This is a genomic window from Arthrobacter sp. N199823 (assembly GCF_002929705.1).
In the GTDB taxonomy this organism is placed as follows: Bacteria; Actinomycetota; Actinomycetes; order Actinomycetales; family Micrococcaceae; genus Specibacter.
This window is the reverse complement of the sequence record NZ_PJIN01000002.1, coordinates 194,103-219,474: the sequence shown is the minus strand read 5'-3', so window position 1 is coordinate 219,474 and position 25,372 is coordinate 194,103. Positions and strand designations below refer to the sequence as shown.

The 25,372-nt window shown below is 57.5% G+C and carries 21 protein-coding genes and 1 other RNA gene; 5 read left to right on the top strand and 17 right to left on the bottom strand.

Features of this window, described 5'->3' with window-relative positions; translation table 11 throughout:
* Positions 1-28: 28 nt before the first annotated feature.
* The 5 genes from CXQ93_RS04910 to CXQ93_RS21040 all read left to right on the top strand — a co-directional run bounded on the left by CXQ93_RS04910 (position 29) and on the right by CXQ93_RS21040 (position 4,918).
* Positions 29-421, top strand: coding sequence for a hypothetical protein (locus CXQ93_RS04910; protein ID WP_104109369.1), 393 nt, complete (start codon positions 29-31; stop codon positions 419-421).
* A gap of 66 nt (positions 422-487) precedes the next feature.
* Positions 488-1,222: a hypothetical protein gene (locus tag CXQ93_RS04905; protein WP_104109368.1), complete on the top strand. Its 735-nt coding sequence runs from the start codon at positions 488-490 to the stop codon at positions 1,220-1,222.
* A complete protein-coding gene (locus tag CXQ93_RS04900) occupies positions 1,219-1,938 on the top strand; it encodes a hypothetical protein (RefSeq protein WP_104109367.1) in 720 nt (239 codons plus the stop codon). The genes CXQ93_RS04905 and CXQ93_RS04900 overlap by 4 nt, the downstream gene beginning before the upstream one ends.
* 338 nt (positions 1,939-2,276) lie before the next feature.
* On the top strand, positions 2,277-2,945 hold the full coding sequence (locus CXQ93_RS04895) for a hypothetical protein (protein WP_104109366.1): 669 nt from the start codon (positions 2,277-2,279) through the stop codon (positions 2,943-2,945).
* A 113-nt stretch (positions 2,946-3,058) separates the two neighbouring features.
* Entirely contained in the window at positions 3,059-4,918 is a 1,860-nt protein-coding gene (locus CXQ93_RS21040) for a LuxR C-terminal-related transcriptional regulator (RefSeq protein ID WP_104109365.1), read from the top strand.
* Between the two features lie 241 nt (positions 4,919-5,159).
* Here CXQ93_RS21040 and CXQ93_RS04885 read toward each other — a convergent pair whose 3' ends face one another.
* The 17 genes from CXQ93_RS04885 to CXQ93_RS04800 all read right to left on the bottom strand — a co-directional run bounded on the left by CXQ93_RS04885 (position 5,160) and on the right by CXQ93_RS04800 (position 25,070).
* Positions 5,160-9,143, bottom strand: coding sequence for an SdrD B-like domain-containing protein (locus CXQ93_RS04885; protein ID WP_181036056.1), 3,984 nt, complete (start codon positions 9,141-9,143; stop codon positions 5,160-5,162).
* A gap of 328 nt (positions 9,144-9,471) precedes the next feature.
* Positions 9,472-9,837, bottom strand: a transfer-messenger RNA (tmRNA) gene (gene ssrA, locus CXQ93_RS04880).
* 107 nt (positions 9,838-9,944) lie between these two features.
* The gene (locus tag CXQ93_RS04875; protein WP_258068605.1) at positions 9,945-11,273 is read right to left on the bottom strand and encodes a glycoside hydrolase family 3 N-terminal domain-containing protein; all 1,329 of its coding nucleotides are present in this window, start codon (positions 11,271-11,273) and stop codon (positions 9,945-9,947) included.
* A 161-nt stretch (positions 11,274-11,434) separates the two neighbouring features.
* Positions 11,435-11,911, bottom strand: coding sequence for an SsrA-binding protein SmpB (smpB, locus tag CXQ93_RS04865; protein ID WP_104109361.1), 477 nt, complete (start codon positions 11,909-11,911; stop codon positions 11,435-11,437).
* Between the two features lie 165 nt (positions 11,912-12,076).
* The gene (locus CXQ93_RS04860) at positions 12,077-13,492 is read right to left on the bottom strand and encodes a M23 family metallopeptidase (protein WP_104109728.1); all 1,416 of its coding nucleotides are present in this window, start codon (positions 13,490-13,492) and stop codon (positions 12,077-12,079) included.
* 154 nt (positions 13,493-13,646) lie between these two features.
* Positions 13,647-14,561, bottom strand: coding sequence for a permease-like cell division protein FtsX (gene ftsX, locus CXQ93_RS04855; RefSeq protein ID WP_104109360.1), 915 nt, complete (start codon positions 14,559-14,561; stop codon positions 13,647-13,649).
* A complete protein-coding gene (gene ftsE / locus CXQ93_RS04850; protein WP_104109359.1) occupies positions 14,558-15,469 on the bottom strand; it encodes a cell division ATP-binding protein FtsE in 912 nt (303 codons plus the stop codon). The genes ftsX and ftsE overlap by 4 nt, the downstream gene beginning before the upstream one ends.
* Positions 15,470-15,814: 345 nt before the next feature.
* Positions 15,815-16,795, bottom strand: coding sequence for a VanW family protein (locus CXQ93_RS04845; RefSeq protein ID WP_258068604.1), 981 nt, complete (start codon positions 16,793-16,795; stop codon positions 15,815-15,817).
* 28 nt (positions 16,796-16,823) lie between these two features.
* The gene (gene prfB / locus CXQ93_RS04840; RefSeq protein ID WP_104109358.1) at positions 16,824-17,945 is read right to left on the bottom strand and encodes a peptide chain release factor 2; all 1,122 of its coding nucleotides are present in this window, start codon (positions 17,943-17,945) and stop codon (positions 16,824-16,826) included.
* Positions 17,946-18,016: 71 nt separating this feature from the next.
* The gene (locus CXQ93_RS04835; protein ID WP_104109357.1) at positions 18,017-18,424 is read right to left on the bottom strand and encodes a pilus assembly protein TadG-related protein; all 408 of its coding nucleotides are present in this window, start codon (positions 18,422-18,424) and stop codon (positions 18,017-18,019) included.
* Positions 18,425-18,546: 122 nt separating this feature from the next.
* Positions 18,547-19,035, bottom strand: coding sequence for a hypothetical protein (locus tag CXQ93_RS04830; RefSeq protein WP_258068603.1), 489 nt, complete (start codon positions 19,033-19,035; stop codon positions 18,547-18,549).
* Complete coding sequence (locus tag CXQ93_RS04825) at positions 19,016-19,426, bottom strand: TadE/TadG family type IV pilus assembly protein (protein WP_258068602.1); 411 nt, start codon at positions 19,424-19,426, stop codon at positions 19,016-19,018. Before CXQ93_RS04825 ends, CXQ93_RS04830 begins: the two co-directional genes overlap by 20 nt.
* Before the next feature lie 23 nt (positions 19,427-19,449).
* The gene (locus tag CXQ93_RS04820) at positions 19,450-19,695 is read right to left on the bottom strand and encodes a hypothetical protein (protein WP_374953392.1); all 246 of its coding nucleotides are present in this window, start codon (positions 19,693-19,695) and stop codon (positions 19,450-19,452) included.
* Between the two features lie 136 nt (positions 19,696-19,831).
* Complete coding sequence (locus CXQ93_RS04815; RefSeq protein ID WP_104109354.1) at positions 19,832-20,770, bottom strand: type II secretion system F family protein; 939 nt, start codon at positions 20,768-20,770, stop codon at positions 19,832-19,834.
* Positions 20,767-21,621: a type II secretion system F family protein gene (locus CXQ93_RS04810; protein ID WP_104109353.1), complete on the bottom strand. Its 855-nt coding sequence runs from the start codon at positions 21,619-21,621 to the stop codon at positions 20,767-20,769. The genes CXQ93_RS04815 and CXQ93_RS04810 overlap by 4 nt, the downstream gene beginning before the upstream one ends.
* Positions 21,621-22,844, bottom strand: coding sequence for a CpaF family protein (locus tag CXQ93_RS04805; protein ID WP_104109352.1), 1,224 nt, complete (start codon positions 22,842-22,844; stop codon positions 21,621-21,623). Before CXQ93_RS04805 ends, CXQ93_RS04810 begins: the two co-directional genes overlap by 1 nt.
* A 129-nt stretch (positions 22,845-22,973) precedes the next feature.
* Complete coding sequence (locus CXQ93_RS04800) at positions 22,974-25,070, bottom strand: acyltransferase family protein (RefSeq protein ID WP_104109351.1); 2,097 nt, start codon at positions 25,068-25,070, stop codon at positions 22,974-22,976.
* Positions 25,071-25,372: the final 302 nt, after the last annotated feature.

Genomic DNA, 25,372 nt, shown 5'->3' with positions numbered 1-25,372 from the left:
GACGCTTCACCCTATTCTTGATAACACCATGGCAAACAACTCTTCCTCGCACTCCTCACTGAACCGTCGGCAAGTGGCCCAGGCCCTGAACATTCCGCCGGAAATGGCTGCCCGCAACGGCATCCCCTCGCGCATGAGTGCTTCCGAGGTTGCCGCCCTTGACGCCAACCCGCCTGCTTGGCTTGCCCAGTCGCGCGCCAATGCCACGGGCAAACGTCCCATCTGGGTGGATCTGCGCTGCTACCTCTGCGACTTCCTCGAGGTAGCCCGGCCCAAGAAGTGGTGGCCGGAATTCACCTACGTGATTTGCGATTTCCATGAGAATTCCGAGCTGCCTGATCCGAAGGCTGGGTGGCGGCGCAGCGAGTACGACGGCGTGGGCTCACGTTTCCGTGGCATCGTCGATTCGCAAGATGACTAGGCAAGCAACGGTGCCCGCTGTGGGGCGCTTCCCTGCCACAATCACCTTTGGCGTAAGATAGCGGCCGTGACTGTCCCGGCAAAATTCTTCCTGCAATGGCTCAGCAACGTTGCTGGTGCCACCACGCAGGCGGCCGTGTGTCGCGCCGCCGGGATCAAACGCTCCACCCTGGCTCAGCAATTGGTGCGCGGTCGGGTGTCGCTGGCTACCGTTGCTGCCGTGAGTCGTTCCCTTGATCTGCCAGTAGTGGCAACCCTGAGCCAATTCCCGCACTTCGAGGACCTCGTCTCTGGGATGAAGCCACCAACCCAAGCCGAACTGCTCAGCCAAATTTCAGATGCAGATCTGCTCCAGGAAATTTTGAACCGCAATATGGCCGCGGAGAACCTCACCGCTCCCCTCCCCGTGCAGTTATCACCGGGACACCACAAATCCTCCGTGCGTGCCTGGCTCGATGCCGTCGACAGCTCGGATCTTCGTGTGAAAGTTGCCCGGCAGGCAGCCATCGCCCCGCAAAATTTGTCGGCCCAAATCAGCGCCAATCGGCTCACCGCCGAACTTGCCATTGCGAGTGCCCGAATTGCCGAGGTGGGACTGGCCAACGGTCTGGTTTCCACCGGTTTCTTGTCCCCCACCGAGGCGGGGTGGGTGCCGGGTTCTCGGGAAAATGCACTACGCGGGACGCCTACCAGCTCTCTGGTCTCACTAGCGTCCCATCGTTTGGACATTTTGAGTCGCATCCTACGTCGTTCAGAGGAAGATAATGCCGCGGTGCAAAGTGTTTGGGAGAACCTAGGATGACGTCAATTCTGCAATGGAGCGCACTCATCGTGTGCCTAGCCTGCAGCCTCTGGCGTGTGCCTTCCCTGCTCAAAGGACGCAACCGCGGGCTTTCATGGGCATTCATCCTAGCGACGGTCAGCGTCGCGCTGAGCCTGCCGGCAATTTACCTGCCCGTTGACGCCTTGCTTGGGGGCATCAACTTGGCCAATGTCGTGTTGCGGCTCAGCATTTTTGGCGTCTTTTTCCTGCTGACTTCCAGGGTTGCCGCCGCCTATCATTCCCCTTTGGCTCGAACCCTCATCAGGGGGCCCTTGGGCGTGGCTGTTTTGGCGATTTCCTCACTGGGACTTTGCGTCAGCTATGTACTCGCCGACGTAGACGGTTCAAGTACGGGACTGGTGGCCTTCACCAACCAGTCAGCCGTGGCGGCGTACTCATGGTTCGGCGTTGCCTATACCACCTACGCCGCAGCCTGCGTGGTGGTGGCAACTGCGAAAGCGACGTTGTCGCGACGACCCGTCGTAGACCGGGCAGCAGCGTTCTTCTTGTTGGCTGGGTTTTCGTTGGTCTGTGCCACCGTGCCGTTGCGAATTCCACGATGGGCAAACTGGCAGGCAGTAGACATCATGAACTTCACCGCGATCTTGCTTGTCGCCCTGGGTCTGGTACTTGTCTGGTTGTCCTTCATCCGCCGCCCCGTTGCAAGTAGTACGCAGCTGTCGCGCCAGGAGTAAAGTTCCGGGTCGTCGTAAACCCAAATGTTCACTTTTCCATTAGCTTCTGGCATAATAATGAATGTGTGAACAAAGTTTGCCCAATGCGGTACGCAAAACTTTGGGGGTGAGTGGTGGTCTGGCTTCAGTGCCGGCCCACCACTCAATTGTTTGTGCTGGGTCTTCTGGTCATCCGGTCGCGACTTGAGGACACCAAGTACCGCTCCGGCACCTTACACTTATAGAGTTTCGTTTAATACTCCTGAGGTCTTACTGACCGGGGCAACTCTGACTCCCCCGCGACAATCAGGCAACAGGGTATTCTGCATCAGCAATGGGGAAAAGGGGTTGTGCAGCGCATGGACATGGCTAAACTCCAGCGCAAAAATGTGCACCTCCTGCGAAATCCGCGTCAGGTCAATTCACATCTGGCGATTGACCGGCCCCGCGTTACTGAGCTCATAGAAACCGGCGCCTACGCCCCGTTGTGCATTGTCCGGGCCCCCCGGCTGAATGGCAAGACAACCGCGCTCCAGCAATGGGCCGAAAAAACCAGCCGGCAACCCGCTTGGCTGATCCTCGATGACGAGCAATCCACAGTCCACGTTTTCTGGCAGCAGCTGCTCCAGCTGGCCTTGGCGGAACAGGGCTCGGCTCAAAAGGACCGTGATGCCAACGTGGGAGGCACCAAGTCCACTCACGCCGTCGATCCTTCAGAAGTCCCTTCAGAGGATCCAGCCTCAGCCATGTCCGCAGCCTTGGCAGGAGCTGCACCATTGACGGTGATCGTGACGAACTTTCACACAGTTCAAGGCGCCGACTTTGAGTGGGACCTGGCCCGCCTTTTGGCCCGGACACCGGAGCTGAGTTTGATAGTGGAAACACGTTCCGTCTTGGAGATTGAAAAGGTACAGTTTTCCTCCGGGCTTGACGCTTATGTGGTCGACGCCGATGACCTCGCCTTCTCGTCCGCAGAGGCAGCTCAGTTTCATGAAGGACCCCGCTCGCTGTCATCAGTGACGAGCTGAACGATCATTTCCAGGGCATCCCTGTAACTCATAGGACTGCTCAGCTGGCAGCCCAGGACCCCATACCGCCGGCAGCGAGCCTTGCCGAGCACATTATCGCCCGTGTGACAGACATGGTGCTGATTGAAAGCCTCTCGGCGCGTGGTCAGCTCCTGGCTCCTGCCGTGGCCCAGCTACTCACAGTCACCCTGCCCCTGAACCATTTCGACGAAACACTCGTCCGAGCCCTTGTCCCCAACCAGGATTTAGCACCAAGCATCCAGATGCTGTTGGAAAACAACTTGTTGAGCTCAGCCAACACATCCTTCGGCGTCCAATACTGCTACAGGCCCATCATCAAGGATGCACTCACCCGCAAGATGACGGCGGAGATTGCCAGCTGCAAGACTCAGACTCTGGAAACGGCCGCGGCCTTTGAGTTGGCCCGCAAGCAACATGAGCCGGCTTTCGACTACGCCATGACCAATAAGGACTACCGGCAGGGAACGGATATCCTCATCGAGTCCGGTTTGCTCCTGTTTGCCGACAGCGCCCGGGTTCTGCAACGCACACTTCCCCGGATCCCCAAGACCCAGCTAGCAAAGTATCCACTGCTGACAGTGGCCTTGGGGATTATTTACAACGGTGACCAACGTACACGTTTCAAGGGCCTGGAACACTTTGCACTGGCACTGACCGCCACACAGCTCCTGGGCAAGTCAGTGCCACCGGAGGAACGTGTAGCCATGGGCCTTGCCCGGGCCGTGGCGCTGCGCATGACAGGACAATTCAAGTTGGCGGCAGGCACGTCACGCACCGCGTTGAAGACCTTGAACGAACTGGCCTTGGCTGACCGTGACAAGCTGCGAATCTTCGAGCCGATTGCCTTGGGCCAGTGGGGCTTGACCCTGTTGCTGGTGGGAGATTTCAGCGCTGCTGAAAAGGCCCTGCAACAGTCTGTTGCCACGGGTGAGCTGGTGGACTCCCAACAGGCGCAATACTTTTCCATGTCCTTGCTTGCCTACAGGCATGCCGTGGACGGGGATCTTCATACAGCTGCCATGTTCGCGAAGCTGGCCTCGGAGCTATATTCTGGCGCTGCCATCATGGAGTTGTATCAGCAAACGCCGCTGGCAATAGCGCTGGCAATGATCGAGTTGGGCCGGCTGCGACCTGACGCTGCGGCAGCACACCTAAAGAATGTCATCTCGGAGACTGCAACCAGTGAATTCTGGGGCCGGCTGCGTGTCATCGAAGCCCACATCGACTTGCTTCGCGGACAGGCCGGGATCGCTTCTGGACGCCTCGCGGTGGTGCTGGGCAGGCGGAGCGACCTGCCCGCCCTAAACCCCTTGGATGCGGCAGCTTTGTCGGTCCTGCATGCGGACCTGCTACTGACCGGAGGCAACGCCTCAGGGGCCGGTGCAGCCCTAGCCAAGCTCCCTGCAAAGAATCCCGCAGTGATCATCGCCAAGGCCCGCTTCAGCCTTGCTACGGGCTCTCCAGCGCAAACTGCTGAGCTTTTGAGCCCTGAAATTAATTTCACCACGGCCCTGCAGTCCGTGGAGGCCCGGGTGCTCCTCACTGTTGCACGTCTGCATTTGCTGCCCAAGGAATCACTGCGCACCGATCTCGAGATGATTTCTGGTGCCATCACGGCTTTGGAGAACCAATGGCCGCTGGTGATGCTGACTGCCGACGATAGGGACTTACTCCGCACATCCATGGAGAAAGCGAATGTTCCTTACCCGTACTCGGCCACCTTGCCTGCCGAAATCATCCCCGTGAAGCTCGAGTCCATCGTGCTCACTCGCCGCGAGTCCACTATCTTGGCAACACTTGCCACAACGGGTGATCGGGCGGAGATCGCGCGCATCAACTTTGTCAGCCTCAACACCGTCAAATCCCAGCTGCGCAGCCTTTACAAGAAGCTCGGCGTCGCCTCCCGCGAGGAAGCCTTGCTCGTGGCGCATCAGGAAAAGCTGCTGAACTAAGGCTGCTTGACTGACACTCATAGATAGAGAAGATCTACCCTTCAAGTTCGTACAACTCTGCTTCCTTAACCACGTATTTCGCGGCGTCCACCGGATGACTTCTTCTCGTCATAGTCTTGGCCTTCTAAGTAGGGCTCAACGTCAGCTAGTTCACGCTGAGATGCCACATTCTCTCCCGTTAAACCAACTGCGGCCCTATCCTTTGGGGATAGGGCCGCAGTTGATTTAAGGCGTGTCTAGCCTAGTGTCGTCCGTTGAATGTTCGACGGCGATGGGCAGTAAGTGCCGTGGCGCCACCTCCCAGCAGCAACAGCAATAATCCGACGATCAAGGCCGCTGGACCATTGAAACCTGTGTTTGCCAGGTCATTGTCGTCCGGAACCCCCGAAACTGTGGTGACCGGTGCCGATGGGTTAGCCGTCGGAGTCGTAGTCGGGTCAACCGTCGGAGTCGGATCAACCGTCGGAGTCGGATCAACCGTCGGAGTCGGATCAACCGTCGGAGTCGGATCAACAACAGAAGAAGCCGTCCACGTCGAAGAGTCAACATCACTCTTACCAACAGTTTCGATCGTCGGCACATACGGCGCCAACGGAACCTTGGAAGCTTCCTTGTCAATGACGACCGTGTAGGACTCACCCTCCTTCAGAACCGGCAGGTTCACGAAAGTGTAAGCACCCTTCTCATCCGTCTTCACAGAAACAACAGGCTTACCGAACACATCCGTGACCGGCTTGCCATCCGGACCAACGATGCTCAAAACAACATCCTTGATACCAGGCTCACCCTCAGTCTGGAGACCATCACGATTGGAATCAACCCAAACAAAATCACCCACAGAAACGCTGGGCTTTACAATCACACCGGCGTCCCACGTAGGGTCAATACCCTCAGTGGCAGCGAAGTCGAGGCGGTAATCCTTGGTAAGGGCCGCATTTGTGTCGTCAAGGGTGAATTTCACCGTCAGACCCGTCGCCGGATCGGCGTCGGAATCGGCGGCATCTTTGGCGTTGCCCTCTGCATTCGGGGTGGTGAAGTCGTAGATCACGCTCTGGGCTGCAGTGAGCTCAAACTTGACTTGGTAATCACCTGCGAGCAGTTCATCAAACATGTACTGACCAGCAGCGTCGGTTTCTGTTGTTGCGATGGGCTTGCCGGCACCATCCAGCAGTGTGACCTTTACGCCTTCAAGGACTTCTTCATCGTCTTGCAGACCATTCTTGTTGGCGTCAACCCAGACAAAGTCGCCCACGGCGTAGGTCTTGGCGGGGGTGTTGAAGAACTTGACTGCGTCGGAAGTCCCATCGCTGCCAACCGTCACGGTGATTGTTTCCTGGCTAAGGGCGTATCCCTTCGGTGCAGTGATTTCCTTAATCGTGTAGGTAACAATTTCGGAAACCTTGACGTTCTTGACTAGGCCTTCTTCATCCTTGACACGCAGTGCACCGTCCTGGACGAATACATTGTCCACCACAACCTTGTCGGTGGCATCCAAAATCTGGAAGCGTGCGGCGGGGTCGGTGATGACCTTTTCTGCGTTGTTGGAATCTACTTTGGAGATGGAAAGGGGGTAGCCATCAGAAGGAGTAATAGAAGTCGAGGAACTGCCAATCTTGTTGACAATCGCTTCGTCAATCGAGAAGTCCACGATGCTGACCAGAAGGTATGCGGAGGGATATTGCTCCGAGGTCATTCCAGCTGCGTTTAGCACCGTTCCCGGCTTTTGGAACATCGTGACTGTCCCACCGAATTCAGACGTAGGATCAGCATCGTAACGAGCTTGAAGGTTACCCGTCAGGTTTTGGATATCCTTGGTCGGATTGTTACCCGTGTCCTTGTTGGCATTGGTGACAAAGCCCTCAAATTTCAGGCCGGAGGGAAGCTTGTCCACAACGTCCAAGATCTTGACGCCGTCAAATCCGCCGTGCGGTACCAGCTGAATCCGGTAGACGAACTTGCTCTGGACAAGTTTGCCGTCACCATCCACTTCAGCCCGCAGGTTCTGCGACCAGTCCTCATTGGGAGTGTCTCGGATGTTCTTCTTAACCTCGGCCTCTTGACCGAACGAAGTGGCCTCAGACTGTGACTCGGACCAGAACAGGGCCTTGCCATCTTCACCGAAGAGCGTGGCTTTGTTCTTGATCTGAAGTGTCTGCTTACCCACCACAGTCTTGAGCGGTAGGGTCAGCGTCAATTTGAACTGCTTGTCAGCACCCCACAAAGCAACATTGGCGATGCCTGCGTCGCTGAGGGTGATGACCAGATTGCCGTCGGCATTTATTTTCAGCACAAAGTTAGTCGCGTCCATCTCATGCCACCAGTCGTACTGACCAACGGTGCCAATCTTGGACAAGTCGGCGAGATCAAAGATGTTCGTGTCAACGTAGTCAACAATCGAGCTCTTTGTCAGGTCAACGCCTGATCCTTGGGCAACGGTGAAGTCGTACTTCACTTGGCCGGCCGTGTTCGGCTTAACAACTACCTCTTTGGACTCTGCGGTCTTTTGGAAGTACTTGGGGAAGTTGAAACCTTCTTCGCTCTCCGTCTGACTGGTTAACGTCGTGTTGTCGTTGAACCCGTCGTTCTTCTGCACGTCAGTTTTCCAAGCCCACCGGCCACGGTTGGTGATGCTGTAGTCGTTCTGGCCCGGAACCTGTGTACTCGCCTTCACGCCCAGACCGGTAACCGTATTGAGCTGAGCCTTTACGGCAATGTTGATCTCTTGAGTGTTGTCACGACCAACGTTCACGTACAAGGTTCGTTTCGCCGCATCAACGTAGTATTTACCGACGTAAATATCGGATTGGAAGGCTTGGGCGTTCCCCGTGAATGCATCTGCCAGGGTTAGCTGCATGGTTTCGGGGGTAGGATTCGCGGTGGTAACGGTGGTGGCGGAAATGAATCCTGCATCGCCTGTATTCCACGCCATTTGTTCCGGAAGCTGATCCCACATAACCATGTTGGTGTCCAGCGTTGTCAGGGCGTTCGTCCCTGTCCACCGGCGCAAATCTGTCTTGAGCGTGTAAGCGACGTCAACGGCGGGGTTCAGTGTGCCGTCTTCAGCAGGTTCAAGGGCCTTCTTGTCCCACACGGAGGACTTGTTGAGCGCCCCACCAAGGTTAGGACCAACAGGTCCAACGGGCCCAGCGACGTTGCCGCCAAGGCTGAGCGTTGCGCTCTTGGATGTCGCTCCATCAAACGTTGCAGTGTTAACCAAGGTCGTGGAGTAGTTGCCGCCCGCGGCGGCTACTTTCTCATATTCGGACTGCAGTTTGGATTCCAAAGAAATCCGTGCAGCTTCATCAGCAACGGTTGCCTTGTACTTGAGCGTCGTCTTGGACGCTGCTGGAAGGTCCAATGTGCCGGTGAAGGCGTTGGCTGTGACAACAGGAGCAAAGACCAGAGCATTGTTGGTCTGCTTGTTCAGTCCGCTTGCATCCCAGGTAATCTGAGTTCCGTTGAAGGATCCCTCCACATATTTCATGCCATCCGGGAGCTGATCGGCCACAATGTAGCCAGGCTTGGCAGCAGCCGTGTCCACCTGCAGCTCGTAGGAAATCTCGGTGCCAACGATGGTGGGATCAACCGTGACTTTCCCATCCTTAACGGATACTTTGCCATTCAGATTTCCCGAAGTCATCTTCTTGTCCACGGCATCCGATACGTTGGCGAACTCATCGCCACCATTCTTAACTATGACATCCAGGCTTTGCTCGTCCCCGTCAACAGTCCAGGTAATCTTCTCTGCGGAGCTCTTGTCTACCGATTTCACCGTGAACTTCAAGTCCAAGTAGCCCTGGTTGATGCCTGCCGGCCAAACATCTGCAAAAGTGATGAGTACGGCGTTGGGATCCGAGGGATCCACAATCGCTTCCTTTACCGCTTCATTGCCGCCGGTGAGGTCCTTCAAAGTGACGTTTGCCCCCAGGACAACCCTCACGGTGGAACCCGGCTTTACGGTGTCGCCATACTGAATCTTCATGGTGACTGTGTCGCCTTCTGTCACCACGGGCGTGTCGTTGTAGCTCGAGCCATTAACCGTAACGGTCGTGGTGATGCCTTCGGTTGCAGCATTCGCCTCACCGGTTCCAAAGCCAATCAGGGATGCGAAAGTCAATGCGATAGCAACCGCACCGGCCAGTGCAGCCAGCCACCCCCTTGCAAGCTTGCCTGTGCCCCCGCCTTCAAGAGACAACGGCACCGCCTCTGGTCGTCTTTCGTGCATTTTGTTAAGTCCCCTCGTATCAACTTGGCCATGGAACGCCCGCATGAACACACAGCTGTCACGCTGACTATTCACCACAAGCTTTTCGTCATTTCGCGGACCCGGCCGCGAAATAAATCACAGCAGTCCAAAAAACATCCTTCCATCGGCCCCAACAAGACTGGCCAAAAGGCTGATATTTCACCCTGTCAATTAACCCCGAAGTCCCGCCTAAGTGACGAGACTCACTGAGAATGTGACCGGGCGGTCAGTTCACCGTGACAAGCAAAAGGGCAAAGAAAAAGGACCCGTCCCTCGCCGTCAAGGCAAGGAACAGGTCCCAATAGGGATGTGGAGATGGGGAGAATTGAACTCCCGTCCGATGTTGTGTTGTCAGGGCTTCTCCGGGTGCAGTTTGCAGCGGTTTTTCTCGGCCCCAGCTATCTCGCAAACAAGTAGCTGCCAGGCCCAGTTGTATAAGAGTCCCCTAAGCGCCTACAACAAGAACTTAGAGCAGTGGCCCTCTAGATGACGCCAGTATCCGGGACGAGAGCATTCCCGGGCTGACGGACTGTCTTACTGCTTAGGCAGCAAGAGCGAAGTCAGTGCGATTTGATTCAGCACTTGTGTTTTACAGAGATCGTTTACGAGTTAACCCTGTATCCTCGACCCGCTTCACCTGTCTCGACTAACACCGTCGAAACCGATCATCCCCTATTGTTTTTTCAAATCCACGTACCGTACCCGGGGGCAATAGTTCGTGGACTATCTATGCTAGCGCATCGTAGGCCGGATATATTCCCGTGTCCCTTCCTAATGTCACTAGTCGATGAGCCCCTTGGCATCTTTGGCCTCGAGCACTAGTAATGCGGCCTTATCAATCGTGGCAGCAAAGGCAGGATCGGACTGGGCGGCCTGAACCATACCGGAATACATTTGCGGCAGCAGGGCCGAGTTGGTGCACAGCGCCATGGTGCCCCCCGCCACAAGGAAGTCCACGCCGCGTTGCCCCACAGGCACTTCCGAGACTTGAACGGCGTCGCAAATGTCATCGCTGACAATAATGCCGGTGAAGCCCAGATCACCACGCACCATATCCTCCACAATCGCAGTCGAGAAAGGCGCCATGGCGTTGGGATCGATCTTGGGATACCACGCATTGGACATCATGAGCCACGGCACCCCGGCATTCACCGCATCGCGGAACGGGGCTATGTAGGGGTCCTTACGCACCGTGGTCTCATCCGTCACTCCAGCAGCGACATCGGTATTCAAGGTGACACGTCCCAACCCAGGGAAATGCTTGACAGTGGGTTCTACGCCGGCGGCCATCATGCCTTGAGCAAAGGCCAATCCATGACTGGAAACGAACGCGGGTGTGTAGCCATATTCCCGGCCAAAGCTGCCAATGGGAGCGTTCAACGGGGCAAACTCAGCACTTGGCACAGTATCCAGCACGGGCGCCAAATTTACGTTTACGCCCACAGCCGCCAGCTGCTTTCCCCAGCGGGTGGCATCGGCGCGAAGAGCTGCCGGCGAAAGCTGACCTTGTTCAATGGCCTGGGGCATGTCATCAAATCCGGGGCCACGCATGATCTGCACAAACCCGCCCTCCTGATCCGTCGCCACAAAGGGCCGGACACCATCGGAGCGTGAGTCGGAAATATGCGCCACGACACTGGCCACTTCGGCCCCAATCCCGGCCTCCCCTACCATGCTGCGACCCTTCATAAACACGTTGCCCACTTGCAGGGTTTCCAGGGCATACAAGGAATTTGAATCGGCCCCGGTCACAGGCGATGACACCATGAGCACCTGGCCTACCCGTTGCGCCACGGTCATGGCAGCCAATTTCTTGGCGGCCTTGCTGCGCTCTGGAGCGGACGACGCCGGAGCTGGGCTTACGCTCTGTGGCGGTGCCGATGCGGTACTTGGGGAAGGTGACGGGACAGTTGCGGCAGGCGTGCTGCTTGCGGGTGACGCACTTTGCTGGCCCGAAGCTTGCGGGCCGGTACTTGCCGGAGCGGTGCTGCTCTGACCGACCAGGGGTGCGTTATCGCGGAAAAATTGCAGCACTATGACGATGACAAGTAACGCCACCACACCGCACACGCCAATAAGAACCCAGCGTTTACCACTCCACGCAGCCACAATCCACCTCTCAGCAATAGTTGCTATAACTGCCAGCTTAGGACAGCGTACTGACAAAGATGCCAGTAGCGCTGCTGACAATGCTTCAGGAGTTCGCGCGCAGAGGAATGCAGAGGAATTAAGCTGCAGGTCTACACCAGCAAAAAGGGCCTCGAAACGAGTTAGACTGTGCCGCGGTTCTTTTCACGCATGGCGCGAAGCGCCTCACGGTTGTCCTGCTGCTCACGAAGAGTGTGGCGCTTGTCGTAGTCCTTCTTACCCTTGGCAATGGCTATTTCTACCTTGGCACGACTGTCTTTGAAGTACAGCTGCAGGGGCACAATGGTGAAGCCGGATTCGCGAGTCTTGCGGTCAATCTTCTCAAGCTCTTCGCGGTGCAGCAACAGCTTGCGGCGGCGGCGGGCCGTGTGGTTGGTCCAGCTGCCGTTGAGGTATTCAGGAATGTAGACGCCTTCAAGCCACAACTCGTCATTGTAAAACGTGGCAAAGCCATCAACCAGTGAAGCCCGACCTTCGCGCAGCGACTTCACTTCAGTTCCCATCAAGACCAAACCAGCCTCGAAAGTATCCATGATGTGGTAATCATGCCGGGCCTTGCGATTGGCGGCCACAACCTTCAGGCCACTTTCCTTAGGCACAGCAGGCTCCTTCATAAATAGTTAGCTGCCGCAGCGGCAGCGCAAGCACCAAGTCTAGCAACTACGGGCCCGGCCTCCGGTCATTCAAGAGTCAACCGGACCTGCGGTTACTTCAGTGACTTGGGTGTACCTCAAAGTGAGGACTCATAGCTAGAGCGCCACGTGTTACAAGAGCGTCATAGGATCAACGGCAACGCCATTGAGCCAGGTTTCAAAGTGGGCGTGGCAGCCCGTGGAGTTACCGGTTCCTCCGGAGATGGCGATCAGTTGGCCGCGGCTAACCTGCTGTCCGGTAGAGACTTGCACACTGGTGTTGTGGTAATAAGCAGTCAGCAGGGCGTTACCTTGGATGACACCGTGACTGATCTTCACGCCGTTTCCGCCTCCCCACACGTCCCAACCGGCGAAAACCACAGTTCCAGCGGCAGCTGCATACACGGGGGTTCCGCAGGTAGCACCGAAGTCAATGCCGGTATGGACGTAGCCGCCGGTGCCATTGAAATCGATGGTTCCTGCGGGGGTCTGGCGCCAGCCGAAGCCTGAGGTGATGGGTACATTCACGGCGAACGGGTGTTGCAAACCAAAAGCTGACGGGTTACCCGGTGCCGGCGGCACGTAGGGTGCTGGCACGTAGACCGGTGGAACGTAGTTGCTTCCGCCACCGGAACCGGCGTTATTTTGGGCTGCAGCCTTCGCTGCTGCTGCAGCGGCCGCTGCTTGTTCGCGGGCAAGCCGCTCGGCTTCAGCTTTGGCCGCTGCCGCAGCAGCTTCCCGTTCCTTACGCTGAATCTCCGCGATTTCGGCGGCAACGGCAGCCTTTTGCGTCTGTACTTCCTTCAACTTGGCTTGGATCCGCGGCTTTTCTGCTTCCAACTTGGCGTTCAGTGTTGCGGAGTCGGTGATGAGCTTGTCAACGGTGGCTTTCTTGCTGGCCGCCGCGTCACGTGCTGCCTGTTCGGCGATCAAGGCTGCGTCCGCCTGTGTTTTCAGATCCGTAATTTCAGCTTCCACGGCAACCAGACGCGCTTGTGCGTTCTGGTTGGTGGCCTTCTGTGCCGTGAGCTGTTCCAGTGCGGCAGTCTGGCTGCGCAAAGCCTGCTCTGCGAGATCGATGGAGTCAGCCAAGTTAGTGCCGGAGTCAGTCCCCAGAATCAGAGTCAGACTGGCGGGCAGTCCCCCTGCTTTGTAGGACTGCGCGGCAATCTGGCCGATCATGTCCTTAGTCTCGGTCGCCTTCTTGGCATCCGAAGCAATTTCAGCCGTGATCTTGTCTTTGTTCTGCTGAGCAATGTCGATCCGAGCCGCCAATGAGTTAACTTCGGCGGTGGCCGCGCTGACGCGGCCCTGAGCATCAGTCAATGCCTGTTGGGCGCCAGGGAGTTGGCCTTGGTACGTGACCAAGTCTGCGGCCGATTTCGCCAGACCGGTGTCAACAAATTCCAGCGAAGCCTGCACGTCATGAGCTTGCTGTTCCAGGGCGCTGGCTTTATCGGTCAGATCGTCTGCCTGGGCTGGTGGCACCAGACCCACCAGGCCCACGGCCAGGAGTCCTACAACCACCGCACCGAGGCGGTGACGCATTGAACGGAAGCCGGGCACGGTACGCCCAAGCCGGGGGGATTTCACGGTTCCAATTCCCCCGCTTGATTTCGAATTCATGCCTTGAGCTCCTTGAAGATTGACATCAACAACATCAGTCACATGGGTATCTTGAGTAACAAGACCCCTACCTACCTTACACTTTCAGGTTTTTACGCAAGGAAACGGCTGAGGATACGCCAGCTAGGACCACGCCCAGCAGGATCAAAATCGGGTAGATCACGAATGCGTCGCCGGTGGAAATATAAGGCGTTCCCGAATTTGATGCAGCCAGATAGCCGCCGAAGAAGAAGTGCACAATTGACCACACAGCCCCCGATGCCAACAACGCCCCAATGGTGGCGGCAATGACACCTTCAAGGACGAACGGCAGCTGAATCACTGTTCGAGAGGCGCCCACCAAGCGCATGATTTCAATCTCTCGGGTCCGTGATTGCGCAGACAATCTGATGGTGGTGGCAATGAGCAATGCCGCGCAAACAGTCATGAGCGCCGCAACACCAACCGCAACATAGGTGGCAATGTTCATCCACGAGAATAACTTGTCCAGCACCGTGCGCTGATCCACTACTGAATCCACACCCGGAGTGGCCGCGAAAGTCTCATTGATGATCTGGTACTTTTCCGGATCGGTGAGCTTGATGCGGTACGAGGATGGCAGGTTGGCTGCTTCCACGGAATCAACCATGGGTGAGTTCGCGAACTGCTCCTGGAAATGACCCAGGGCCTCCTTCTGCGACTCAAAGGTCCACGTCTCCACATACGGCTTCACGGCTGGCGATTTCAGCAGGTCCTCGATGGCCGCTTTTTGATCGTCCGTGACGGGCCCGGAAACGCAGTTAGTGTTGGCTGGCACGTCGGTGCACAGGTAAATGGTGACCTGAACCTTGTCATACCAAAAACCCTTGAGCTGACCGATCTGCATCTGCAGCAGCCCCGCCGTTCCCACAAACGTCAGCGACACAAAGGTCACCAGAATTACTGAAATGACCATCGTCAGGTTGCGGCGCAAACCGCTTCCCAACTCGCTCATAATGAAGGCAAGTCTCACTTTTTGTTCCCGTCGTTCTGGTCGTCCGTAGCGCTACCGGCCGCTTCACCCAGAGGCATTCGAGGCTTGCGTTCAAGTCTTGGCGGCATGGTTTCCTCCGGGGAGGTGTCCTCGCCTGCTGCCTCGGCACTTGCTGCACGACGGCGGCGGGTCATAGGTTCGGCGTCGTCCGTCTTGGGCAGAACCACTGAGGGAGTCGCCCCTGTCGCTGACACCACAGGAATTGCGGAGGTGTACAGGGCTGTGGCCTCATCACGAACTACTTGGCCATCGCGCAGCTCAATGACACGCTTGCGCATGGTGTTGACAATGTCATCATCATGCGTGGCCATGACCACCGTGGTGCCGTTTTGGTTGATCCGGTCCAGGATGTCCATGATGCCGGCGCTGGTGATGGGGTCAAGGTTTCCCGTGGGCTCATCGGCCAGTAGGATCCCAGGCTGATTCACAATGGCGCGGGCAATGGCCACGCGCTGCTGTTCACCACCGGAGAGCTCGGTGGGTGTGCGGTGGCCTTTGTCCTCCAGACCCACCAGCTCCAGAACGCGTGGGACCTCGGACTTGATGGCCGCACGGTTCTTGCCCAGCACCTGCATGGCGTAAGCCACGTTGGCGAAGACCGTCTTGGTCTGAATGAGGCGGAAGTCCTGGAACACCACGCCAATGCCGCGGCGGAATTTGGGCACCCGCCAGCTGGGCACATTGGCCACGTTTTGTCCGGCGACGTAGATCTGCCCGTGCGGGGTCCGGTATTCGCGCAGGATTAACCGCAGCAGGGTTGACTTGCCGGAGCCGGAGGATCCCACGAGGAACACGAACTCGCCGCGTTCCACATCGAAGGAGACGTCGTCGAGGGCGGGCTTGTCCTTGCGATCGTAAGCAATGCTTACATTTTCAAAACGAATCATGACTTTTCGTTGCCCGGCCAGCTAGGTCCACTGGCATGCTGGCAGCCGGGCAGGTGTTGGGGGGATGAAACCGCCAGCTTAATGACTATAGGCTTCAGATCCGGTGATTGCTGGTTGCGCGGCGGTGTGTCGAGACTGGGGGTTGCTGTGAATCTGCGGATTTATGGCCGGTTTCGCTGGCTTTCTGGACTGCGGGGCGTTTTGGGCGTCGGGGTTCACCCTTGGGCTGGTGTTAGCCCCGAGATCGGTAGTTGCACAGCGCAATTGGTGGCTACGTACCGATCTCGGCGTGTGAGCGTGGCCGACAGTGGCAGTTTCCAGAAATCAGTGACACGCGGAGCACCCCTAATGGCCAGCGGCAACAGAATGGTCCGGACGAATGGGGGCGTTGATGAGCTCACGGCTGTACAGCACCTTGGCATTGCTTTCCACTATTAGCTCGTTCGCGATCTCATTGCCCGTGCGCTTGTCACGGACGCTGCGGTAGACCATGTTGCGCCGGTACACCTCGTCACCCACTTCTTGGAAGTAGGATTCTGATTCCTTCACATGGACCTTCACGCTCAGGGGCTCGGTGGCACGTAGTTCCCCGCGCAAGTGTTCCTCCGTGAGGGAGATCCGGAACTGGAAGGTGCTCTGCGTAGGGTTATGCACCCGGTAGTCCAAGTAATTGTAAACAATGGAAGTTCCGGTGCCGAAAGGAATCTGCCGGTTGAAATCCGGGAACAGGTCAATGCCCCCGTGATGGTGGTGCTCCACAATCTCGAGCGGGCTGTGCAACACCATCCAGTGCAAGAGGTTGGTGAACTGACACAGTCCTCCGCCAATTCCTGAGTCCGGACCATTGCTACTGACGGTCATGCCCATCTTGTAGCCCTTTTTCGCCGAACAATGACCCACCAGATGCCAGAACGAAAAAGTCTCACCGGGTTTAATCAGGATGCCGTCAATGTGCGGCGCGGCGAGCCCCAAGCTAACGGCTTTGTTCTCCTGCAAGAGCAGGTCAACATTGCCCAGCTTCCGCCGGATCAAGGAGTTGTGCTTGTAAATGACCACCGGCAGGTGGTGCTGATCCCGGGTGGTTGCCAGCGGTGTTCGGCGAATGAAGTCCCGCAGCGTGCGCTGGAGAATCTGCCGCTTCACGGCAATGGCATAAGTGAAGGGAGAAATATCCCCAAAAAGTTTCCGCTCCAACGTGACAAGTCCCCCAACTACGGCAATCAAGCCGATTGCCACCCCATGCAGCACAGCCGTTCCGAAGAATTCAGGTGGCCGTGACAGCTTAACGCCAGCAACATTACTGCCCGGGATGAGGTAGCCAAACATTGTGCATCATTGTGACGTTATGGGGAAACTACTGCTGCTTCTCAGCGTTCCTGTTGTCCGCCCGCCAGCGAATGCCGGCGTCGATGAAGTCATCAATTTCGCCGTCCAGAACGGCCCCCGCATTGCCCACTTCATGTTCCGTGCGTAGATCTTTAACCATTTGGTAGGGGTTGAGCACGTAGGAGCGCATCTGGTCGCCCCACGATGCTTTGACGTCTCCAGCCATGGCTTTCTTTTGTGCGTTTTCCTCAGCCTGCTTCAGCAAGAGCAGGCGCGACTGCAGCACACGCATGGCCGCGGCGCGGTTTTGGATCTGTGACTTTTCGTTCTGCATCGACACTACGGTGCCGGTGGGAAGGTGGGTTAGGCGCACAGCTGAGTCCGTGGTGTTCACGGACTGCCCGCCAGGTCCTGAGGAGCGGAACACGTCCACGCGAATGTCGTTGTCCGGGACCTCGATGCTGTCCGTGGACTCAATCAACGGGATCACTTCCACAGCGGCAAAAGACGTTTGGCGGCGCCCCTGGTTGTCGAAGGGGCTGATGCGCACCAGGCGGTGCGTGCCGGCCTCAACGCTCAGCGTGCCGAAGGCGTAGGGAGCCTTAACTTCAAAGGTGGCAGACTTCAGGCCGGCCTCTTCAGCGTAGGAGGTGTCCAGGACCGCGGTGGGGTATCCGTGGCGTTCGGCCCAGCGCAAATACATGCGAAGCAGCATTTGCGCGAAGTCCGCAGCATCCACTCCACCGGCACCGGAGCGAATGGTGATGACGGCCTCACGGTCATCGTATTCACCGGCCAGCAGGGTCACGATTTCCAGATCGGCCAGCGACTTCTTCAGCGCTGTGAGGTCCTTGATCGCCTCGGCGATGGAATCGGCGTCACCTTCGTCCTGGGCCAACTCCACGAGGACTTCGAGGTCATCGATCCGGGATTCCAGAGTCCGCAGCTTTTCCAGTTTGGACTGGGCGTGGCTGAGTTTGGAGGTGACTTTCTGCGCGGCGGCGGGATCGTCCCACAAATTGGGTGAACCTGCCTGATCCGACAAATCCTCAATGTTTTCCATGAGCTTCTCCACTTCGGAGACCTGCTCGATGGAGGTGTAGGTAGCGCGTAGCGCCCGGAGTTCTGCGGGAAAGTCAATCTCTGCCATGATATTCAAGCCTACGGCATCGGCGGACCTGTGTGGGGCGGGCCCACCCTAGCGCGGCACAGCAGGCGGCGTCACAGAACCAGATTGGCGCGCGCCGTGCTGACCACACTGATATTGATTCCTCCGGGCACCAGAAAGTTAATAAACATTGGATGCACGACGGCGCTCATGCCCACCACCGCTGTTCTTCCGTCCCCCGCTCCGGTGGCGGAGTCTAGGACAATGCCGCCTAGCCCTTCCGGCTCGTCGATTCCAGCAAGATATTCCATGGCGGCACCTTGAACGGAGGACCCTTTCAGCAGGGTTCCTGGATCCGTGGATGCGCTGCCTCCGCTGAGTTCAAAAGTATCGGCGGCTGCGAGCGCTGCCCCATCGGCAATGGACAACAATTTCTTATGCCCCAAGTAGACGCTTCCGGCCGCTGCCACCACAGTGATGACGAGCAAGGCGATCAATACGTAGCCGATCAGGAGGATCATAACGTGGCCGGTTTCCTGCGAACCGCTGGCCGTTGCCCCCGGTTGCTGGGTACCTCTGAGCTTGCTTGCCAGCGGCCTTGTTAGCTTGCTAATTGACTTCCCTGTTGCTTGCCTTCGGACTGTCATTTAAATCGGCCCACCTTTTGCATGGCGTTAGATTCCACCGTTGCGGCCGTTGCATTGACCCCCGGCAGCGCACCCACCAGGGGCAATTCCACTCGAAGCTCCACATGAGCTCGGACGGTGGCTCCCGCTGTGGCACAGCCAGGGTCGCAGCTAATGGAAAGAACCGCCGCGTCCGGGTCAAATCCCATATCCTGAACGGCCAGACGAACAGCCTGTTCTGCGGCAAGATGAGCTGCTGGCAGGTCATTGTGCAGCACAAACACTTTGGCTGCCTGATCTGCCGCACCCACGGTGGCGTAGGCTCCGCCCTGGATCTGGCCCACCGTGAGGATCAAATAGGCCACAGGAACCATGAGTAACACCGCCAGAAAAATGAATTCGACTATGGCACTGCCGGTTTCCAGGCCACGAACGGTTTCGTCGCTGACAGTGAACGCTGCCTCACCGTCCTCTCGAGTATGGCGTTTATCGGGTGATGACGGCATGGCCGGTCATCTCCAAGGATCGTGTGGGGCCAAAGAGTCCAAGCAGCGGAAGTGGCGCGTTGATTGATACCTCGAGCAGGTCCAGACCATCTTGATTTTTGACGCTCACGGTCACGTCTTGCACATAGTTCGGGCCAAGCGCCCCAGCCATAAGCAGGATGGCCCGGGCCCTGGCGTCTTCGGCGGACCGATCCCCTAATGCTCCGTATCGCGCCGCAGATGATGCCGCATCCGCCATGGTGTTGCGCACATGCAGTACCAAGGCGAGCTGAAGCAGGGCCACAAAGATCACCGTGACCAACGCGCCCACCAACACAAAGTCCACAACAGCAGCCCCGCTGTCACCAGAGCGCACCCGCAGACGAGGGTGCCCAAGGTTGGGAGAGCGCACCCGGACAGCGGCGTGTGACTGGCCTAGGGCTGGACTTGCTCCATGGCTTGGTTGAACAGCCCTTGAAGCGCTGGTCCCGCGATGGCCAGTAGCCCGGCCACCAGGACTGCGCTCATTAGTGTGATGAGTACCCATCCCGGCACGTCTCCGGTGCTTCGGCCGGTTGCGGGCCGGAAGGCGATGGGCAGGTTCAGCCGCTGGCCATGATCTTCCTGCCCGTGCCGCTGATGCCGTTGGCTCCTCTGGTACCCGTGTTCCAAGCAGTGCATACACGCTGTGAACAGCGCCGTTGCCGCCCATGTTGCTTTGTCGATGACGCGCATGATGTTTCCTTTCCTTCTGCTGTTTTTCTAATTGCCGTAAGGCCTTGGATGAAGCACTGTGGGAGCTGTTGTGTGTCGCCATTTAGAAACCAAACTGCAACAGCGCCAAGCCAGGGAATACGGCGAAGACCACTGTCAGCGGCAGTACTCCGAAGATGAGAGGGACCATCATGCCGATTTCCTTGCGGCCAGCTGCTTCCATGAGCTCGCGCTTGGCCACATCCCGTACGTCTTGAGCCTGGGCGCGCAACACGTCGGCCAACGGGGTTCCTCTGTTGATGGCGACACTAATGCCGTCAACAAATCGTGCCAATGCCGGCACATTCACTCTCTCCGAGAATTGATTCAGTGCCTCCACCAACGGCATCCCGGTGCGGGTTTGCGCCAGAACGGCTCCAAATTCGCCAGAGAGCACCCCAGACGATGAGCGCGCCACACGATCCAGCGCGCTGGCAGCGCTCTCCCCGGCGCCCACCGCCAATGCCATAAGCTCCGCCAATGCAGGGAATTCAGCCAGCATCCTGGCCTGTCTGCGTTGAATCCTGGCGCTGAGTAGATAGTCGTACAGCAAATATCCGCCCAGCATGGGGGCAAGTGTCAGGAATATGGCCCCCATCAGGTTCAAACTCCCCTGCCACAACAAAAACAGTGACAACAGCAGGCCTGCGGCGAGACCGGTCCCAGCAAACATGAGTTGGGCCGCGCGAAACTCCAGCGCACTCTCCTGCCGGCCAGCCTGCGCTAGCCGGGCGTTGAGACCACGGACGCTGATGTTCATGTGACCTAGTCGCTGGACCGCGTCCTTCATGACCACCCGTGCTATGCGTTCCAACGGTCCGAAGAGTAGTCCCGCCTCCCCTCCGTCCAGTAGCCGCGAGCGGCTCATCGCCGTGCGTAGCTGGGGTTCCACCCGTTGGGTAAAGCTGGGCTGACGCATAGCAGGGAGCCTTACCATGATCAGCCACAGTCCTGCCCCGAGGGCCAGCCCCACGCCCGCCACCACCAGCAGGTTCCCACTCATTGCAGTACCCGTTCCTCTTCGGGCAACGCACCAATGCGAAGCATGATTCGGTAGCAAAGGATTGAGAGCACCAACCCTCCGCCTAGTACCACCCACCCCGCAGCCGAGTTGTACGCCTGAATTGCCTCAGGACGCGTGGCCATGAGCATGAGAACAATCCAGGGCGCGGCCACGGCAAGGCGTGCGGCGTTGACCGTCCACGACTGCCGTGCCTCCAATTCACTGCGAGTTCTGGCGTGGTCTCGCAGGAACTCAGAGAGGGTGCCCAGCAGCTTGCCCAAGTCCGAGCCGCCCACGTCACGGGTGAGCCGTAAGGCCTCAATAATTCTGTCCGCCACTGGATCGGCCAGGGTTGATTTGAGCCGTTGCAGGGCACTTTCAAAGTGGCCGCTAGCCCTGTAGTCGGCCCCAAACGCTATGAACTCCTCGCGCAGCTGCACAGGGCCCTTGCTGCCTAGCTGAACCAAGGCCTCGGGAAGAGATAGTCCGGCCCTGATGGCTGAGCGTAAGTGGTCCACCACGTCAGGCCAGAGATCGCGCATGAGGGCCGCCCGGCGTCGCGCCCGCATCTGCAGCAAGGCAAACGGAAGGTAGGCGCTGAACAAGCCAAAACACAGCGCTATGGCCGGCGCCCCCGTCAGCACGAAGACAATCAACACCACAATCACGGCAAGCACCGCCGTGCTGAGGATCAACGAGGCCGGGCTTACCTGCGCAACGCCAGCTTGGTGGAGCAGGGCAGCCACCTTGCTGCGCCGCCCTGGCATGGGGCTGCGGGCCGGAGTACTCCAGCACGCCGTCCAGATCAGGAACATGCCCAACCCGGCCAGTAAGCCCACCACCGCTGACATCAGGACTCTCCCATCAACGTGGCTACGTTGTAGCCAGCTGCGGCAAACTTTTCCGGGGCAGGCATGGCCGTTTCCGAGGCTTCCAGCCGCCCATTGACGGTCTCAAAGACCAAGCTAGATTCGATGATGCCGTTTTCCACGCGACGACCCAAGGCAAGGATTTGCCCCACGGATCGCTGGCCAGTCGGTGCCCGGACGCAGTGCACCACCAAATCAATGCAGGCCGCCACTGTTGGCAAGACGAAGGCAGCAGTGATGTTTTCGCCCGCTAATAGTGGGAGTGTGCAGATCTTGACCACGGCGTCGTGCGCTGAGTTGGCGTGGACCGACGCCATCCCTGGCAGGCCACTATTGAGAGCGATGAGCATGTCAAGGCTTTCGGCCTCGCGCACCTCCCCCACGATCAGCCGGTCGGGCCGCATGCGCAGTGCCTCCTTGACCAGGCGGCGCAGTGGGATTTCGCCCATTCCTTCAAGGTTGGGTTGGCGGCATTGCAGACCCACCACATCCCTGAGTGGCAGCTTCAACTCAAAGATCTCCTCAACTGTAACCACGCGTTCCCGTGATCCGATGCCAGCGGCGAGGCAATTGAGCATGGTGGTCTTACCTGCCTGTGTAGCGCCGGAGACAAGGATGTTGAGCCCGCTACTCACAGCCGCACCCAGGAACCGTGCTGCCTGCGGGGTCAACGAGCCCAACTCCACCAGATGGTCTAGACGGCTAGCCCGTGCTGTGAACTTGCGGATGTTCACTGCCCAGTGCGTTTGGGTGATATCCGGGATCACCACGTGCAGACGGCTGCCGTCCGGAAGCGCAGCGTCAACAAAGGGACTACTCAAATCCAACCGCCGACCAGAACTCTTGAGCATGCGTTCTACCAGGTCACTGACCTGTTGGGCGGTGAACTGCAAAGTGGTGAGCTCCGATTCACCGTGCCGGGCCACAAACACCTGATCTGGGGCATTGAGCCAAATTTCTTCAATGTCCGGGTCCTCAAGGAGGGGCTGCAGAGCACCGAAACCGGCGACGGCATTGAACACCGTGCGTTTCGCATCGGCAGCTTGGGCAAGTGCTGGCACCGCACCGAGCAAAGACCGCTCACCGTAGTCGTTGACAGCCGCATCAACGAGGGCACGGACTTCCGGGCCTTCCCTCAGAGGGTCAAGGCCTCTGCGGCGGATGAGTTCACGGACTTCATCCTCAACTCGTGCCAGCGCATCCAATCAGACCACTTCCGCCCCTTTGCGGTGATCAACGTTCCCATTGCTGAGGAGCTTAGCCCCGGAATATGGAGCCGCGCTAGGGTGAGTTTTGGGGCTGTGGATAACTTTGGTCTGTTGGCGCCCTGTGGACTACTTGACCTTCCACCCCGTGGATGCGGCAATTCGCTCTCCGAGAGCTGGCGCCATGGTGCGGGCGTAGTCCCAAGTGAGGTGGTTGTCGTCCAAATAAACCAAAACGTTTCCGACAACCGCTGGGCAGGTTCCGTCCTTGCAGTATTGATCCGTCAAGTCGATCATGTGTGCGCCGGGAATCTCATTCAGGGACTCGGCTGGATTGCTTGCTGCCAAGTTTGAACTTTGCGCAAAGGAACACGCTTCAGGACCAGAATTTGCCACACAGCTGGCTTTGTTCAGCTTGAACCTGGGGTTATCACGCACGCCTATGACCTCGATATCGTTTTCAGTAAACGTATGAACGGCCTGCTCGTATCCAGGGACAATCGTTTCGTCTGGCGAATCAGGCACTGCATCGGTCGCGACTGTGAAAACGGCATCTGGCTTAATTTTCAGAATGTAGTCCATGGCTGCCTTGTTGAAGTCCCGGCATTTAGCATTACTTCCTGTGCCGCTACCAAAGTCACATCCGCCCAAAAGTAGTGAGACGAGCTGCCAATTATTGTCCTTCGCCACCTGTATGAGTGCTCCAGAAAATTGTTCTGCGTGAGAGTCACCAACAATTACCATGGTTTTCGCCGGTTTGGTCAGCGTTTCAGTTTGCCCGCAACCTTCACTTAGGGGTCCGTCCTGAACCGCAAAGTCACCTTCACATTTTTGGTTGAGGCTGACCCACTGTTTGTTCAAGGCAGTCATGGCGGGCTTGAGAGGCAAATCGGGGTCCGCCGCATTGAGAAAATCCGGTTCCAAGGCGAGGGCGCCTGGATAATTTCTGACAATCTCTGCCGCAGCCATCTGGTCTTGGGCCTGAATGGCCAGCTCTTCGGCATGGATTTTTCCCTGCCAAACACTCAGCGGAGCGGCAACCATGGCAACACAAATGGCGATGGTTAGGACAGCCCTCCGGCGCTTCTTCTCAATCCACTTACTACGCCTAATTGGCGTATCCACGAGTTTGGTGGCGATAACCGCAGCAAGAATTGAGACAAGGATTAGGACGGTGCCTGCCTTGACGCCTGCTTGTTCACGGCCCGAGAATACTAGGTAGAACACCAGCAAAGGCCAGTGAAACAAGTACAGTGCGTAGGAACTGTCACCGAGTTTGACCAGCGGCTTCCAGCTGAGTATCCTGTCAGCGCCAATCTTACTGTCAGTGAAACCAGCAATAATGATGAGGCTAGCGGCGAGGGTAGGCCACAAAGCCATGTACCCCGGGAACTGTTGGCCTACTTGCAGGATGATGCCGCATGAGAGCATGGCGACAACACCGATCCAACCCATCACGATCCGGGTGATGCGTCCGAATGCCAAATGTGGAAGGACAAGGGCAAGAAGTGAGCCAAGAGCAAACTCCCACAGCCTTGTTCTGGTATCAAAATACGCGAAGGCCTGGTTGGTGTGCGTTGTGACGATAGAAAACACCAGCGAGACCGCGAAGATCCCACCAAATATATAAATGAGCAACGGACGAAGCTTTAGTTTGGCCTTCCGCGAGACCAGCGCAGCCACGGCAAAGACCAGAGGCCACAAGATAAAAATCTGCCCTTGGATGGACAACGACCAAAAGTGCTGCAGCGGGCTCGCCGCGCTGTGATCCGCTGCATAGTAGTCAACCGCTTCTGATGCCAGGAACCAGTTTTGGTAGTAGAGCAGGGACGCCCAAGTTTGACCGAACATGCTAGTCCAGACGGTCTCCGGCAACAGCAAGTAAACACCCAGCAAAGACGCCAGCAGCGTCAATACAATCATGGGCAGCAGACGCTTAAATAGATGTGCCCAGTACTTGAACAAGTCAAGGGCCTGTCCAGTCTCAAGCTTGCGTGTAAACTGGCCCGTCAACAGGAACGAGGAGATCAGCAGAAAGATGTCAACGCCGCCGGAGATCCGGCCAAACCATACATGGTATGAGACCACCATGAGCACGGCAATAGCCCGAAGTCCTTGAACTTCAGGACGGAATTTGCGCGTACTGTTGCTTTGTTGTGAGTTCAGTTGATCCGCGGAACGGCGTCTGCCCCGGGTCCGAGTAGCTTCCTCGGCTATAAGCGACATATAATTTGTACCTCTAAATGGTTGGCGTCAAGCCGTGCACTTGCTGCACACCTTAAATTTTCCCCTGCAGTAGTCTACAGTCTCGCACCAGTTCAGGGCTGGGGGGATAGAACTGCCAACTGTTATCCGTGACGAACCACACCGTTATCAGCAGGCCCGGAATTCCAAATATGCCACTCTAAACCATCCTGCTCAGTAGCAAAACAACGGTTAGTTGGCTACTTGCCAGCGTGTCTGTCAATGCCCGGGTGCCGCGGGGAGACTGAAATACTGCGCGAGCATCTTGAAGCCGCTATGCAAAC

Coding starts and splice junctions, on each gene's coding strand:
- CXQ93_RS04815 (WP_104109354.1), bottom strand. CDS start 20,770: ATGAGTGGGAACCTGCTGGTGGTGGCGGGCGTGGGGCTGGCCCTCGGG.
- CXQ93_RS04845 (WP_258068604.1), bottom strand. CDS start 16,795: ATGTTTGGCTACCTCATCCCGGGCAGTAATGTTGCTGGCGTTAAGCTG.
- CXQ93_RS04885 (WP_181036056.1), bottom strand. CDS start 9,143: ATGCACGAAAGACGACCAGAGGCGGTGCCGTTGTCTCTTGAAGGCGGG.
- prfB (WP_104109358.1), bottom strand. CDS start 17,945: ATGGCAGAGATTGACTTTCCCGCAGAACTCCGGGCGCTACGCGCTACC.
- CXQ93_RS04830 (WP_258068603.1), bottom strand. CDS start 19,035: ATGCCGTCATCACCCGATAAACGCCATACTCGAGAGGACGGTGAGGCA.
- CXQ93_RS04895 (WP_104109366.1), top strand. CDS start 2,277: ATGGACATGGCTAAACTCCAGCGCAAAAATGTGCACCTCCTGCGAAAT.
- CXQ93_RS21040 (WP_104109365.1), top strand. CDS start 3,059: ATGGTGCTGATTGAAAGCCTCTCGGCGCGTGGTCAGCTCCTGGCTCCT.
- CXQ93_RS04860 (WP_104109728.1), bottom strand. CDS start 13,492: ATGCGTCACCGCCTCGGTGCGGTGGTTGTAGGACTCCTGGCCGTGGGC.
- CXQ93_RS04910 (WP_104109369.1), top strand. CDS start 29: ATGGCAAACAACTCTTCCTCGCACTCCTCACTGAACCGTCGGCAAGTG.
- CXQ93_RS04810 (WP_104109353.1), bottom strand. CDS start 21,621: ATGTCAGCGGTGGTGGGCTTACTGGCCGGGTTGGGCATGTTCCTGATC.
- CXQ93_RS04800 (WP_104109351.1), bottom strand. CDS start 25,070: ATGTCGCTTATAGCCGAGGAAGCTACTCGGACCCGGGGCAGACGCCGT.
- CXQ93_RS04835 (WP_104109357.1), bottom strand. CDS start 18,424: ATGATCCTCCTGATCGGCTACGTATTGATCGCCTTGCTCGTCATCACT.
- CXQ93_RS04900 (WP_104109367.1), top strand. CDS start 1,219: ATGACGTCAATTCTGCAATGGAGCGCACTCATCGTGTGCCTAGCCTGC.
- ftsE (WP_104109359.1), bottom strand. CDS start 15,469: ATGATTCGTTTTGAAAATGTAAGCATTGCTTACGATCGCAAGGACAAG.
- CXQ93_RS04820 (WP_374953392.1), bottom strand. CDS start 19,695: ATGCACTGCTTGGAACACGGGTACCAGAGGAGCCAACGGCATCAGCGG.